Source organism: Embleya australiensis (genome assembly GCF_051903075.1).
Taxonomy (GTDB): domain Bacteria; phylum Actinomycetota; class Actinomycetes; order Streptomycetales; family Streptomycetaceae; genus Embleya.
The window spans coordinates 2374987-2388024 of the sequence record NZ_CP182422.1 but is presented as its reverse complement, the minus strand read 5'-3'; the positions used below and the strand labels follow the sequence as shown (position 1 = coordinate 2388024).

General features: G+C 70.7%; 13 protein-coding genes and 1 pseudogene. 7 read left to right on the top strand and 7 right to left on the bottom strand.

Annotated features, from left to right (window positions below):
* Positions 1–101: 101 nt before the first annotated feature.
* The gene (locus ACMXN5_RS09920) at positions 102–653 is read left to right on the top strand and encodes a hypothetical protein (protein ID WP_439674920.1); all 552 of its coding nucleotides are present in this window, start codon (positions 102–104) and stop codon (positions 651–653) included.
* Positions 654–680: 27 nt separating this feature from the next.
* Here the strand turns inward: ACMXN5_RS09920 and ACMXN5_RS09915 are convergent, their stop codons facing one another.
* Genes ACMXN5_RS09915 through ACMXN5_RS09900 form a run of 4 tightly spaced genes read right to left on the bottom strand, consistent with a single transcriptional unit; the run spans position 681 to position 3788 of the window.
* Positions 681–1100: a Fur family transcriptional regulator gene (locus tag ACMXN5_RS09915; RefSeq protein ID WP_078977389.1), complete on the bottom strand. Its 420-nt coding sequence runs from the start codon at positions 1098–1100 to the stop codon at positions 681–683.
* Positions 1097–2059, bottom strand: coding sequence for a metal ABC transporter permease (locus ACMXN5_RS09910; protein WP_439674919.1), 963 nt, complete (start codon positions 2057–2059; stop codon positions 1097–1099). The genes ACMXN5_RS09915 and ACMXN5_RS09910 overlap by 4 nt, the downstream gene beginning before the upstream one ends.
* Positions 2056–2832 carry a metal ABC transporter ATP-binding protein gene (locus ACMXN5_RS09905; protein ID WP_395789367.1) on the bottom strand — a complete coding sequence of 259 codons (777 nt, stop codon included), beginning with the start codon at positions 2830–2832 and terminating at the stop codon, positions 2056–2058. The genes ACMXN5_RS09910 and ACMXN5_RS09905 overlap by 4 nt, the downstream gene beginning before the upstream one ends.
* Positions 2829–3788, bottom strand: a complete 960-nt coding sequence (locus ACMXN5_RS09900; RefSeq protein WP_439674918.1) for a metal ABC transporter substrate-binding protein — start codon at positions 3786–3788, stop codon at positions 2829–2831. Before ACMXN5_RS09900 ends, ACMXN5_RS09905 begins: the two co-directional genes overlap by 4 nt.
* A gap of 163 nt (positions 3789–3951) precedes the next feature.
* Between ACMXN5_RS09900 and ACMXN5_RS09895 the strand changes: the two genes are divergently transcribed.
* Complete coding sequence (locus ACMXN5_RS09895; RefSeq protein ID WP_395789363.1) at positions 3952–5334, top strand: glycine--tRNA ligase; 1383 nt, start codon at positions 3952–3954, stop codon at positions 5332–5334.
* A 115-nt stretch (positions 5335–5449) separates the two neighbouring features.
* On the opposite strand, the gene ACMXN5_RS09890 is transcribed toward ACMXN5_RS09895, so the two are convergent.
* Positions 5450–6466: a hypothetical protein gene (locus tag ACMXN5_RS09890; RefSeq protein ID WP_439674917.1), complete on the bottom strand. Its 1017-nt coding sequence runs from the start codon at positions 6464–6466 to the stop codon at positions 5450–5452.
* A gap of 14 nt (positions 6467–6480) precedes the next feature.
* Complete coding sequence (locus ACMXN5_RS09885) at positions 6481–7182, bottom strand: NADAR family protein (protein ID WP_439674916.1); 702 nt, start codon at positions 7180–7182, stop codon at positions 6481–6483.
* A gap of 101 nt (positions 7183–7283) precedes the next feature.
* Between ACMXN5_RS09885 and dusB the strand changes: the two genes are divergently transcribed.
* Together dusB and ACMXN5_RS09875 are read left to right on the top strand one after the other, a co-directional pair.
* Positions 7284–8480 carry a tRNA dihydrouridine synthase DusB gene (dusB, locus tag ACMXN5_RS09880; protein ID WP_439674915.1) on the top strand — a complete coding sequence of 399 codons (1197 nt, stop codon included), beginning with the start codon at positions 7284–7286 and terminating at the stop codon, positions 8478–8480.
* 57 nt (positions 8481–8537) lie between these two features.
* Entirely contained in the window at positions 8538–9119 is a 582-nt protein-coding gene (locus ACMXN5_RS09875) for a TetR/AcrR family transcriptional regulator (RefSeq protein WP_395789355.1), read from the top strand.
* Between the two features lie 110 nt (positions 9120–9229).
* Here ACMXN5_RS09875 and ACMXN5_RS09870 read toward each other — a convergent pair.
* Positions 9230–9649, bottom strand: a pseudogene (locus ACMXN5_RS09870) (peptidoglycan DD-metalloendopeptidase family protein); the annotation flags it as partial.
* A 490-nt stretch (positions 9650–10139) separates the two neighbouring features.
* On the opposite strand from ACMXN5_RS09870, the gene rpsB reads away from it, so the two are divergent.
* The 3 genes from rpsB (at position 10140) to pyrH (ending at position 13008) form a co-directional block, all read left to right on the top strand.
* A complete protein-coding gene (gene rpsB, locus ACMXN5_RS09865) occupies positions 10140–11081 on the top strand; it encodes a 30S ribosomal protein S2 (protein ID WP_439674914.1) in 942 nt (313 codons plus the stop codon).
* A 203-nt stretch (positions 11082–11284) separates the two neighbouring features.
* On the top strand, positions 11285–12118 hold the full coding sequence (gene tsf / locus ACMXN5_RS09860) for a translation elongation factor Ts (RefSeq protein WP_439674913.1): 834 nt from the start codon (positions 11285–11287) through the stop codon (positions 12116–12118).
* 80 nt (positions 12119–12198) lie between these two features.
* Positions 12199–13008 (top strand): UMP kinase, encoded by an 810-nt coding sequence (pyrH, locus tag ACMXN5_RS09855; RefSeq protein WP_078977400.1) that lies wholly within the window; start codon positions 12199–12201, stop codon positions 13006–13008.
* Positions 13009–13038 lie beyond the last annotated feature (30 nt).

The window sequence follows — 13038 nt, the reverse complement described above, 5'->3', positions numbered from 1 at the left end:
CTGCGAGCGCGGCGGTGCGGCAAGATCCGTTCCCCTAGCGTGAGTTCGCGGACGGATCGCCTGGGGAGGACGATCCGCCGAACCAATCGGGGGGAATCGTCATGGGTTGGGGAATTCGTCGTGCCGTCGTCGCGGCGGCCGTCGTGGGCGCACTCGTATCGGGTGCCACCGCGTGTCAGAAGGAGGACCGGGGAGCGGACGCCGACCGGAAGGGAAAGACGAGCGAGCCGGTCGGGACCGCCGACGCGGACGGCAAGGCCGGCGACGGGGACCTCCGGGTCAAGGGCGTGTTCCTGACCGTCACGCCCGGCACGCTGGCCGGCGTCCGGTGCCGGAGCGCGTTCATGGAGACGTACATCGGCACCATCACCTTCGCCGACGGACACCGGGGCGGCCGGATCACCATCTCCTACGGCGGATCCTCCGGCGGCATGAAGCAGGAGGAGATCGACGTGCCCGCGGGCAAGAAGTCGATCACCAAGACGTTCGCCTACTCGGAGTTCCTGTCCGGCGGCTCGATCGCGGCCGGGCAACTCAACGTGCTGAAGCCGAATCCGGTCGGCTCGGCCACGGTGCGGCCCACGGGCACGTGCTCCGAGGGCGGGACGTGGGGCGGTAGCACGACCGGTGCGACCGGGGGCGGCAGCTGGTAGCCGACCCCGACGCCGACGCGGGCGGGGTCAGCCCGGCGTGCCGGCGCACTGGGCGCACGTACCGAAGATCTCCAGTTCGTGGGAGACGTCGCCGAAGCCGTGTTCGGCGGCGATCCGGTTCGCCCAGCGCTCGACCGCCGGGCCCTCGACCTCGACGGTGCGGCCGCAGGAGCGGCAGACCAGGTGGTGGTGGTGCCCACGGCTGCATCGACGGTAGACCGACTCGCCGTCCTGGGTGCGCAGGACGTCGACCTCGTCCGCGTCCGCCAGAGCCTGGAGGGTGCGGTACACCGTGGTCAGACCGACCGCCTCGCCGCGCTGCTTGAGCAGGTCGTGCAGATCCTGCGCACTGCGGAAGTCCTCGATCTCGTCGAGGAGCGCGGAGACGGCGGCACGCTGCCGGGTGGACCGGCCCCGAACCGGGCTCGTGCCGTGGGCGGTGGTCACCTGGGTGCCTCCTCGATGGGTGCGGGCCGGACGACGACGCTGGGTGCCTGCCCCGCCATTGTGCCGGCGCCGGGGGCCTGCGCGTCCACACGCACGTCGTCGATCCGAGGCGCGTCCACCTCCCCCGCCGCCGCCTCCGCGCGTCGGGCCCGGCGCCGATTCAACGGCGTCGCGAGCACTCCCACCAGAACGAACAGCCCGATCGCGAGCAACACGATGGTGGCCCCGGGCGGCGCGTCGACGTAGTACGTCAGCGCGGTGCCGGAGACCGAGACCAGAACGCCGACCACGATCGCCAGCGCCGCGGTCATCGAGAACGTGCGGGAGACCTGCTGCGCGACCGCGACCGGGACCACCATCAGCGCGCTGACCAGGAGCAGGCCCACCACCCGCATCGCGACCGTGACGGTGACCGCGGCGGTGACCGCGAGCAGCAGGTTCAGCGCGCGCACCGGCAGCCCGGTGACCCGGGCGAAGTCCTCGTCCTGGCACACGGTGAACAGCGCGCGACGCAGTCCGAGGGTGACCGCGAGCACGGCCGCGGCCAGGATCGTGATCACCCGGATGTCGTCGGGCGAGACCGAGGTCAGCGAGCCGAACAGGTACGACTGGAGATTGGCGTTCGAGCCCTCGGGGGCCAGGTTGATCAGCATCACCCCGCCCGCGATGCCGCCGTAGAACAGCACCGAGAGCGCGACGTCGCCGCTGACCCGGCTGCGTTCGCGGATCAGTTCGATCAGCACCGCGCCGACCGAGGCGGTGAGCACCGCGGTGAGCACGGGGGAGGTGCTGAGCAGGAAGCCGAGACCCACGCCGGTGAGCGCGACGTGCCCGATGCCGTCGCCCATGAACGCCTGCCGGCGCTGCACGAGGTATACGCCGACGGCGGGCGCGGTCATGCCCACGAGCAGGGCCGCGAGCAGCGCGCGCTGCATGAAGGGGAAGTCCAGGATCGTCACGAGAGCAGTCCCATCCCGGCGTGGTGCGCGGTGTGATCGTCGTGCGGATGTACGTGGTCGTGGCCGGGCAGCGCGTGCTGGCCGACCGCGCGCGGCGGCGGTCCGTCGTGGCACACGCAGCCCTCGCGCAGCACCACGGCGCGGTCGATCAGCGGCTCCAGCGGGCCGAGTTCGTGCAGGACGAGCAGCACCGCCCGGCCCTGCTCCTGCTGGCCGCGCAGGGTGCCGGCCAGCACCTCCTGGCTGCGCAGGTCCACGCCGGCCATCGGCTCGTCCATGATCAGCAGGTCGGGGCGGCGGGCGAGGGCGCGGGCGATCAGCACCCGCTGCTGCTGGCCGCCGGACAGGTGGGCGATGCCGTCGCGGGCGCGGTCGCGCATGCCGACCGCGTCGAGCGCCGCGTCCACCGCGGCCCGCCCCTCGCGGCCCGGCCCGAACAGCCGGCGGCCGTCCAGCAGACCCGAGGTGACCACCTCGCGCACGCTCGCGGGCACACCCGCCGCGGCCGTGGTGCGCTGCGGTACGTAGCCGATCCGGGACCAGTCGCGAAAACGCGCGAACGGGGTGCCGAACAGCTCGATCGTGCCGCCGGTGAGCGGGACCAGCCCGACCAGGGTGCGCACCAGCGTGGACTTGCCCGAGCCGTTGGCGCCGAGCAGTGCGACCACCTCGCCGGGGTGCACGGTCAGGTCCACTCCGCGCAGCACCGGTCGGCCGCCGAGGGACGCGGTGCCGCCGGTCAACCGGGCGACCGGGGTCCGAGAATCCGTCATGAGCAGCCCAGCCCCTTCCGCAGCGCGTCCAGGTTGGCGCGCATCACCGAGAAGTAATCGTCGTGCGCCTCGTCTTTTATGCCCTCGAGCGGATCCAGGACCGCGGTTTGCACATGCAGGTCCTCGGCGAGCGTCTTGGCGGTCTTGGGCTCGGCCAGGGTCTCGAAGAAGATCGTGGTCACCCCCCGGTCCCGGGCCAGACGCTGGATGTCGGCCCGCCGGGCGGGGGAGGGCTCCGACTCCGGGTTGACGCCGTTCACCCCGATCTGGTTCAGATGGTAACGCTCCGCGACGTAGCCGAAGGCGGCGTGGCTGGTCACCACGTCCCTGCGGGCGCAGGTGGTCAGGCCGGCGGTGAACTCGCCGTCGAGGGTCTTCAGCCGGGCCACCAGCGCCGCGGCGCGCTCGCGATAGTCGACCGCGTTGGCCGGGTCGGCGCCGGCGAGCGATTCGCCCACGCCGGTGGCGATCGCGGACAGCCGGATCGGGTCGAGCCACACGTGCGGGTCGCCGTGTTCGGCGTCGGCGTGGTCGTGGCCCGCGTGCTCGTCCTCGGCGCCCTGTACCTCGGTGCCGTGCTCCTCCAGCGGCGCGAACCGGCTCGCCTCGGCGATGTGCTTCGGCTTGTTCTGCGAGATCGCCTTGTCCACGGCCGGCTGCAGGCCCTTGAGATAGACCACCAGATCGGCCTGCGAGACGGCGCCGACCTGCTTGGGGGTCAGCTCCAGGTCGTGCGGCTCGGCCCCGGCCTTCGTCAGGTTGGTCACCTTCACATGCGGGCCGCCGACCTGCTGTGCGACGAATTTCATCGGGTAGAACGCGGCGATCACCCGCACCTTCGCACCCGCCCCGGTGTCCGCCTGCGCGTCGTCGGTGCCGGCGCATCCGGAGAGCAGCAGCGCGGATGCGGCGGCGGTCGCGAGCAGGGCGACCGGGGCGGAGCGACGTATCTTCATGACAATGATTCTCAACTAGAATGACAATCGTTGTCAATAATACGGGTTTGGGCCAACCGTGGCGGACCCGGGCCGGCAGTTATCGATTTACGGGGGTGACCAGCGCGCCGGTAGCCTGTGCCGACACTGTCACTGCCCGCATCGTCGCACCGAAGAGAGCATTGTGGCCGCCGACAAGATCGACACCATCGTCAGCCTGAGCAAGCGCCGAGGCTTTGTTTACCCCTGTAGTGAGATCTACGGCGGCCAGAAGGCCGCCTGGGACTACGGTCCCCTCGGCGTGGAGCTCAAGGAGAACATCAAGCGCCAGTGGTGGCGCACGATGGTCACCTCGCGTGACGACATCGTCGGTCTGGACTCCTCGGTCATCCTCGCCCGCGAGGTGTGGGAGGCGTCCGGTCACGTCGAGGCGTTCGTCGACCCGCTGACCGAGTGCACCTCGTGCCACAAGCGCTACCGCGCCGACCACCTCGAAGAGGCGTACGAGGCCAAGCGCGGCCGGCTGCCGGAAAACGGCCTCGCCGACATCACCTGTCCCAACTGCGGGAACAAGGGCACCTTCACCGAGCCCAAGATGTTCAACGGTCTCCTGCAGACCTTCCTCGGCCCCACCCAGGACGAGTCCGGCCGCGCCTACCTGCGCCCGGAGACCGCCCAGGGCATCTTCGTCAACTACAAGGCCGTCGAGCAGACCTCGCGCAAGAAGCCGCCGTTCGGCATCGCCCAGACCGGCAAGAGCTTCCGCAACGAGATCACGCCGGGCAACTTCATCTTCCGCACGCGCGAGTTCGAGCAGATGGAGATGGAGTTCTTCGTCAAGCCCGGCGAGGACGAGCACTGGCAGGAATACTGGATGCAGCAGCGCTGGGACTGGTACATCGGTCTCGGCCTGAACCCGGACAACATGCGCTTCTTCGAGCACCCGAAGGAGAAGTTGTCGCACTACTCGAAGCGCACCGTCGACATCGAGTACCGCTTCAACTTCGGCGGCACCGAGTTCTCCGAGCTGGAGGGCATCGCCAACCGCACGGACTACGACCTGCGCACCCACTCGGAGAAGTCCGGCACCGACCTGTCGTACTTCGACCAGGACGCCAATGAGCGCTGGTTCCCGTACGTCATCGAGCCGGCCGCCGGTCTGAACCGGGCGATGCTCGCGTTCCTGCTCGACGCCTACTTCGAGGACGAGGCACCGAACGCCAAGGGCAAGCTGGAAAAGCGCACCGTGCTGCGGCTCGACCCGCGCCTGGCGCCGGTCAAGGCGGCCATCCTGCCGCTGTCGCGCAACGCCGACCTGTCGCCGAAGGCCCGGAGCCTGGCCGCCGACCTGCGGCAATACTGGAACTGTGACTTCGACGACGCCGGTGCGATCGGCCGCCGCTACCGCCGCCAGGACGAGATCGGCACGCCGTTCTGCATCACCGTCGACTTCGACACGCTCGAGGACAACGCGGTGACCGTGCGCTCGCGCGACACGATGCAGCAGGAGCGGGTGTCGCTCGACCAGGTCGTGGGCTATCTCGCGGCACGCCTGCCGGGCTGCTGACCCGCAACCGGCCGTGGGCCGGGTGAACGCCGTGAGGGGCGCCGTCTCGGACGGCGCCCCTCACGTGTGTCCCGGGTCGGATCGTGGTGCTCCGCGATCCGGGGTGTTCGGTGAGCTACTTGAAGACGCCCGCCACGATGCGGTCGGCCATCCGGAAGTTCAGGTCGTTGAGTACGTTGCCCGCGGCCTTCGAGGCATCCTCGCCCTGGCCCTTCATCGGCCCGCCGTCGGCCCGGCCGATGTCCAGGATCAGGACGTAGTGCCCGGTCGTGGTGGCGATTGCCGCGTGCTCGGAGCCGTCCTTGAAGGTGACCCCGCTCGACGCCGGCGGCTGGAGCCAGGCGATCGGGGAGTTGGACAGCGCGATCGTGCCCAGCCCCTTCTTCACCGCCTCGGCCTTCTCCTTGTTCGGCATCGAGATCAGCGAGAGCGTCACCGCGTACTTCCCGGCCGAGTCCTTGTACGACCCGCGCAGCACACCCACGCAGCCGTTCTGGGTGACCGCCGAGCCGCCGGCCGTGATCACCTTCGAGCAGTCCTTGGCCGCCGAGTCGTCGCTGCTCAGCTGCCGATACTTCGCGCCGGTGCGGCCCTGGAACTCGGCGGTGTCCTTGAAGAAGTAGTCGGTGGTGAAGGACAACTTGTCGGTCGACAGGTCGTCGATGGCCGAGTTGTTCGGGGGCGGCGCCGACTGGAACCCCTTGGGCTCGTCGGCGGTCGGTCCGGGCGAACCGCCGGTCGCGGGCAGCGAACCGCCGTTGGCGGGGCCGGTCGGCGACGTCTGCGCGGCGGGCTTCTTGTCGTCGTCCTTGTCCTTGGACAGGAAGAAGAACGCCCCACCGCCGATCACCGCGAGCGCCACCACCGCCGCCGTCGGCACCAGCCACTTCGGCCGGCCCGACGGCGGGGGCGGCGGCTGGCCGTAACCCTGGCCGTACTGCTGGGGGGAGGGCTGCTGTCCATACGGCTGTTGCCCATACGGTTGTTGTCCGTACGGCGGTTGCCCGTGGGCCGGTTGACCCTGGGGCTGTTGTCCGTAGGCCGACCGGCCGTTGTTCGGTTGTCCGTACGGCTGTTGCCCGTGGCCGTAGCCGGGCCCGTTCGGGGGCTGCGGGGGCGGGAAGGCACTCATGTGCGGAGGTTAGTTCATCCGGACGACGGCGCAGGAGCGGATTCCGACACCGCGAGATCGTGCCCTCCGGCCGACGTAGTCGCGCCGGTCGGGCCGGTCGAAATGCCGGAACCGGCCGCGTCGGCCAGCCGGGCGCGGGCCGCCATCAGCGCGAAGCCGAGCAGGTTCAGCCCGCGCCAGCGCTCGGGGTCGCCCGCCCGCTCGTCGTCGGCGGCCAGCCCGATGCCCCAGATCCGGTCCAGCGGACTGGCCTCGACCAGGATCCGCCGCCCGGTGCCCAGCAAAAACGCGCCCATGTCCGGGTGCTGCCCGAACTTGGCCACGTTGCCGCGCACGATCAACTCGAACCGCTCGTCCACCCACCGCTGCTCGTCGAAGCCGCGCACCTGGCGCCCGATCGTCTTGGCCGTCTTGGGGTGATCGGCCGCCAGCACCCGGCGCTCCGCGTCGGCGTCGGCGAACATCCGGGCCTTGCCGGCCATCATCCAGTGCTCGGCGGTGCGATAGGTGATCCCGTCCGCCTCGAACGGCGACGGATACCACTGACTCAGACAACTCGCGTCCACGCCCCGGATCGGCTCGCGGTGCCCCCAGAAGAAGACGTACTTCAGCCGGGGCTGCCGTCGGGCCCGCAGGATCAGGGACGCGACGTCGAGCGGCTCGGGGTCGGACTCGGCGGCGGACCCGGCGGACGCTGGCAGGGAATCGGAGGTCATGCCCGCGATGCTGCCAGGACCCGGCGACACCCGGAAACCGCTTTTCCCGGTGGGGGACAATGGATCGGACCCATCCCCGCACCCCTCCTGGAGCACCGTCCATGGCACCCGCCGACGCACCCACGCCCGACGCCACCGGCAGCCCGTGGCCGCCGCTGCGCCTGGGCGCCTTCGGCGGCGCGCGGATCCGGCCGCCCGTGGTACTGGCCCCCATGGCCGGCATCACCAACGCGCCGTTTCGCACGTTGTGCCAGGAGCAGGCCGAGGCGGCCACCACCGCGCGCCCGGCCGGGTTGTACGTCAGCGAGATGATCACCACCCGCGCGCTGGTCGAGCGGGACGCCAAGACGCTGCGGCTGATCCGCTTCGCCGAGACCGAGCGCCCGCGCAGCATCCAGCTGTACGGGGTCGACCCGCACATCGTCGGCCGCGCGGTCGCGATGATCGTGGACGAGGGCCTGGCCGACCACATCGACCTCAACTTCGGCTGCCCGGTGCCCAAGGTGACCCGCAAGGGCGGCGGTTCCGCGCTGCCCTACAAGCGCAACCTGCTGCGCGACATCCTGCGCTCGGCGGTCAAGAACGCGCGGGGCGTGCCGGTCACCATCAAGATGCGCAAGGGCATCGACGACGACCACCTGACCTACCTCGACGCGGGCCGGATCGCCGTGGACGAGGGCGTCACCTGGGTCGCCCTGCACGGCCGCACCGCCGAGCAGCACTACGGCGGCACCGCCGACTGGTCCGCCATCGCCCGGCTGAAGGAGGTCGTCACCGACATCCCGGTGCTCGGCAACGGCGACATCTGGGACGCCGAGGACGCGCTGCGGATGATGCGCGAGACCGGCTGCGACGGCGTCGTGGTCGGCCGCGGCTGCCTGGGCCGCCCGTGGTTGTTCCGCGACCTCGTCTCCGCCTTCGAGGGCAGCGCCGAGCGGGCCCGGCCGACCCTGGGCGAGGTCACCACGATCATGCGCCGGCACGCGGTGCTGCTCGCCGAGTGGATCGGCGACGAGACCCACGGCGTCACCGACCTGCGCAAGCACGTCGCCTGGTACATGAAGGGCTTCTCGGTCGGCGGCACCATCCGCCGCGGCCTGGCCACCGCGAGCAGCCTGGCCGAACTCGACGACTGGTTCGGGCAACTCGACCTGGACCAGCCCTGGCCGATCGGCGCCGACGGCCCGCGCGGGCGCACCGCGGGCGGCAAGCGCGTCGTGTTGCCCGACGGCTGGCTCGACGACCCCGAGTGCGCGCTGCCCCCGGTCGACGCCGAACTGGACCACTCCGGCGGCTGACCAGGGAATTGCGCAAGCTCCCCGATGGCACGCACGGTGACGTCGTAGAGTGAGGGAATGCCCAAGATTCGAGCCTCCTCCGTCGCCGAGCACCGTGCGATGCAGCACGCCGCGCTGCTCGACGCCGCCCGGAGCCTGCTCGACGAGGGCGGTTTCGCCGCGCTCACCTTCCCCGCCCTGGCCGAACGCACCGGCCTGGCCCGCTCCTCGCTCTACGAATACTTCGCCTCGCGCGCGGCCGTGGTCGAGGAACTGTGCGCCGTCGACCTGCCGGCGTGGGTGGCCGAGGTCGAGGACGCGATGGGCGCGACCGACGACCCGGCGCAGAAGATCGCGGCCTACGTCGCGCGCCAGTTGGAACTGGTCGGTGATCGTCGTCATCGCGTCGTCGTCGCGATCTCCACCGGCGAGTTGGACGCGAACGCGCGCGAGCGCATCCGGGCCGCCCACGGGCGGATCGTCGAACTGGTGGTGGACGCGCTGTCCGCGCTCGGCCACCGGGACCCGATGCTGGTCGCCACGCTGGTCCAGGGCATGGTCGACGCGGCCGTCCGGCGGATCGAGTGCGGCGCCGACCCCGCCGAGGCCGAGTCCGCCACCCTGGCCCTGGTGCTCGGCGGCGTCGCCCGGGTCGCATAGCCCGCCGAACCCGACGGACCCGACCCCGGGCGGTTCGGGTACAACCGCACCCGCGGCCGACGCAGCAGCGTGAGCGGGTCCTGATACCCCGGCACCAGCAACCCCCAGTGCAGACACGGCACCGGCAGATGGAACGGCCCCGGCGCCAGCACCCCGATCGGTTCGCCCTCCGCGACCACCCGACCCGCCGCCACCGACGCGAGCACCGGCTCGTAGGTGGTGCGCACGTCGCCGTGCCGCACGGTGACCACCCCGCGCCCGGCCACCGCGCCGGCGAAGACCACCACCCCCGCGCCCGCCGCGCGCACCGACTGGCCCACCGTCGCGGCCAGATCCACCCCACGATGCCCGGCCAGCCACGCCGCCGCCGGCGGCTCGAACCCGCGCAGCACCACCGGCCGGGGATCCAGCGGCCACACCCAGCGCCGCACCTCCGGCGCGGCCCGCGCCGCCCCCGACGCGAGCGGCGCCGGGGAGGCGAGGGGCGATGCGACCGTCGACACCACGGCGGTGAGCAACAGCAGACCCATCACGGCGGGTCCGCGAACCGACCTCGAATCGTTCATGCGCCCAGACTCACCGCCCGCGCCCGCCGCGTGCGCCGATCCGCGTCGGCCTGTGGACAAACAGCCGTCCCGTGCGTGTAGACAACTTTTTCGTCCACAAGCGGTCGTCGATCGTCGAAGTGCGATACCCCGCGAAAAGCCGGCATACAAGCCGACGAGACGGTGGAAAAGGGTGGCCGGAAGGCGAGTCGCCCGGCCGCGTACCGGTCCCGTACACTTCCCGGAGCGGCCCGGCCTTCCGGGTCGACTTCGCGCGCCCACCTTCGAGCCGCCGACGTCCCGCATGGCGAGACGCCAGTGAGCGGGACTCGATGGGGACACCTCTCGGTCCGGGAATCCGCAAGGACCTCGGCGTGGTGTCGCGGGCGTCAGGCGTGACGGCGACCCGTCGTCACGACACAACCGAGAGTCCCGGGCTCGATCGCCGGGACGAGAGTCCAAGGAGCGTACGGCCATGGCCGTCGTCACGATGCGGGAGCTGCTGGAAAGCGGCGTCCACTTCGGTCACCAGACCCGCCGCTGGAACCCGAAGATGAAGCGCTTCATCTTCACGGAGCGCAACGGCATCTACATCATCGACCTGCTCCAGTCGCTGTCGTACATCGACCGCGCCTACGAGTTCGTCAAGGAGACCGTCGCCCACGGCGGCACGATCCTGTTCGTCGGCACCAAGAAGCAGGCGCAGGAGGCGATCGCCGAGCAGGCGACGCGCGTGGGCATGCCCTACGTCAACCAGCGCTGGCTCGGCGGCATGCTGACCAACTTCTCGACCGTCTACAAGCGCCTCCAGCGCCTGAAGGAGCTCGAGCAGCTGGACTTCGACGACGTGGCCGGCTCGGGCATGACGAAGAAGGAACTGCTCGTCCTCAAGCGCGAGAAGGACAAGCTGGCCAAGACCCTCGGCGGCATCCGCGACATGCAGCGCGTGCCCTCGGCCGTGTGGATCGTGGACACCAAGAAGGAGCACATCGGCGTCGGCGAGGCCCGGAAGCTGCACATCCCGGTCGTCGCGATCCTCGACACCAACTGTGACCCCGACGAGGTCGACTACAAGATCCCGGGCAACGACGACGCGATCCGCTCGGTCACGCTGCTCACCCGCGTGATCGCCGACGCCGTCGCCGACGGTCTCATGTCGCGTGCCGGTGGCGCCGCCGCCGACACCAAGGCCACCGCCGGCGAGCCCCTCGCCGACTGGGAGCGCGAGCTGCTCGAGGCGGGCAAGAAGGACGAGGCCGCCGCGGCCGAGGCCGCCCCCGCCGCCGAAGAGGTCGTCGAGTCCGGCTCGGTCACCGAGGCCGACGCCGCTGCCGAGCCCGTCGAGGCGCCGGCCGTCGAGGCCGCCGAGGCCGCCGCTGCCGAGGCGCCCGCCGCCGAGGCCGACCCGCAGGCCTGACCCTGGAACGAGGGGTACGACGGCCAGGCCGGCGTACCCCTCGCCCTGTGCCGGGACCCGATCACGGTGCGTACGTATCCCGTACGTCCCTGTATGTGTCGGAATACCGCACGGACCCTTGACCTTCATCGGGTGGGGCGACACCCTCACCCGCAGTCGCTCGGGCAACCGGGCCGCTGACCGAGAGACGAGAGAATCAGGACATGGCGAACTTCTCCGCCGCGGACGTGAAGAAGCTCCGTGAGCTCACCGCCGCGGGCATGATGGACTGCAAGAAGGCCCTCGAAGAGGCCGAAGGCGACGTCGACAAGGCGGTCGAGATCCTTCGCGTCAAGGGCCAGAAGGGCGTCACCAAGCGCGAGGGCCGCTCGGCGTCCAACGGCGCCGTCGTCGCGCTGCTCGACGGCAACGCCTCCGGCGTCCTGCTCGAGCTCAAGTGCGAGACCGACTTCGTGGCCAAGAGCCCGAAGTTCATCGAGGCCGCCAACGCGATCGCCGCGCACGTCGCCAAGACCTCGCCCGCCGACATCGCCGCGCTGCTCGCGAGCGAGATCGAGGCCGGCAAGAGCGTCCAGCAGTTCGTGGACGACGCGAACGTCACGCTCGGCGAGAAGATCGTGCTCGACCGCTTCGCGCAGTACGCCGACGGCTTCGTCGCCGCGTACCTGCACAAGACCAACCCCGACCTGCCCGCGCAGATCGGCGTGCTGATCGAGCTGGACGGCGCCAACGCCGAGGTGGCCAAGGACGTCGCGCAGCACATCGCCGCGTTCTCGCCCACCGTGCTCGCCCGCGAGGACGTGCCGGCCGAGACGGTCGAGACCGAGCGTCGTGTGGCCGAGGCCACCGCGCGCGAGGAGGGCAAGCCCGAGGCCGCCCTGTCCAAGATCGTCGAGGGCCGGGTGACCGGCTACTTCAAGGACAACGTGCTGCTCGACCAGGCGTTCGCCAAGGACAGCAAGAAGTCCGTGGGCAAGGTCCTGGACGAGGCCGGCGTCAAGGTCAAGCGCTTCACCCGCTTCAAGGTCGGCGTCTGATCGCCACTTGTGGCACCGCCCCGGCCGGAAAGTGAACGCGGCCGGGGCATGTAGTAGGCATGAACGCAGTGAAAAGCAGTATGGCGAGGAGGCCGCAAGGCGTGGAGGGAACCGTGCAGGAAACCGAAACGAAGGCGGCCTCCTCGTCGTCCGCCGAGGGCGACGAGCCGAACCCCTACGCGCGCCGGGTGCTGCTCAAGCTCTCCGGTGAGGCGTTCGCGGGCGGCGGGGCCCTCGGTGTCGACCCCGACACCGTGCAGACCATCGCGCTCCAGATCGCCGACGTGGTCCGCCGCGGCACCCAGGTCGCCATCGTGATCGGCGGCGGCAACTTCTTCCGCGGCGCCGAGTTGCAGATCCGCGGCATGGACCGCGCCCGCTCGGACTACATGGGCATGCTCGGCACCGTGATGAACTGCCTGGCGCTCCAGGACTTCCTGGAGAAGCAGGGCATCGACACCCGCGTGCAGACCGCCATCACGATGGGCCAGGTCGCCGAGCCGTACATCCCGCGCCGCGCCGTGCGACACCTGGAGAAGGGTCGCGTGGTCATCTTCGGCGCGGGTATGGGCATGCCCTACTTCTCCACCGACACCACGGCCGCCCAGCGGGCGCTCGAGATCGACGCGGTCGCGCTGCTCATGGCCAAGGGCGTCGACGGCGTATACGACTGCGACCCGAAGTCCAACCCGGACGCGGTCATGTTCGATCGTCTGGATCACGCCGAGGTGCTCGCCCGCGGGCTCAAGGTCGCGGACGCCACCGCGATCAGCCTGTGCATGGACAACGAACTGCCGATCGTCGTCTTCAACCTGCTCGTCGAGGGCAACATCGCCCGCGCCGTGCGGGGTGAGAAGATCGGCACCCTGGTCAGCCGTACCGACGGCTGATCGACGGCGACAGGACCGGGACAGGAGCCG

What these genes read in the sequence shown, in the direction of transcription:
- ACMXN5_RS09920 (WP_439674920.1), top strand. Translation starts at nt 102, where the DNA reads ATGGGTTGGGGAATTCGTCGTGCCGTCGTCGCGGCGGCCGTCGTGGGC.
- ACMXN5_RS09905 (WP_395789367.1), bottom strand. Translation starts at nt 2,832, where the DNA reads ATGACGGATTCTCGGACCCCGGTCGCCCGGTTGACCGGCGGCACCGCG.
- ACMXN5_RS09900 (WP_439674918.1), bottom strand. Translation starts at nt 3,788, where the DNA reads ATGAAGATACGTCGCTCCGCCCCGGTCGCCCTGCTCGCGACCGCCGCC.
- ACMXN5_RS09890 (WP_439674917.1), bottom strand. Translation starts at nt 6,466, where the DNA reads ATGAGTGCCTTCCCGCCCCCGCAGCCCCCGAACGGGCCCGGCTACGGC.
- ACMXN5_RS09885 (WP_439674916.1), bottom strand. Translation starts at nt 7,182, where the DNA reads ATGACCTCCGATTCCCTGCCAGCGTCCGCCGGGTCCGCCGCCGAGTCC.
- dusB (WP_439674915.1), top strand. Translation starts at nt 7,284, where the DNA reads ATGGCACCCGCCGACGCACCCACGCCCGACGCCACCGGCAGCCCGTGG.
- ACMXN5_RS09875 (WP_395789355.1), top strand. Translation starts at nt 8,538, where the DNA reads ATGCCCAAGATTCGAGCCTCCTCCGTCGCCGAGCACCGTGCGATGCAG.
- rpsB (WP_439674914.1), top strand. Translation starts at nt 10,140, where the DNA reads ATGGCCGTCGTCACGATGCGGGAGCTGCTGGAAAGCGGCGTCCACTTC.
- tsf (WP_439674913.1), top strand. Translation starts at nt 11,285, where the DNA reads ATGGCGAACTTCTCCGCCGCGGACGTGAAGAAGCTCCGTGAGCTCACC.
- pyrH (WP_078977400.1), top strand. Translation starts at nt 12,199, where the DNA reads ATGGCGAGGAGGCCGCAAGGCGTGGAGGGAACCGTGCAGGAAACCGAA.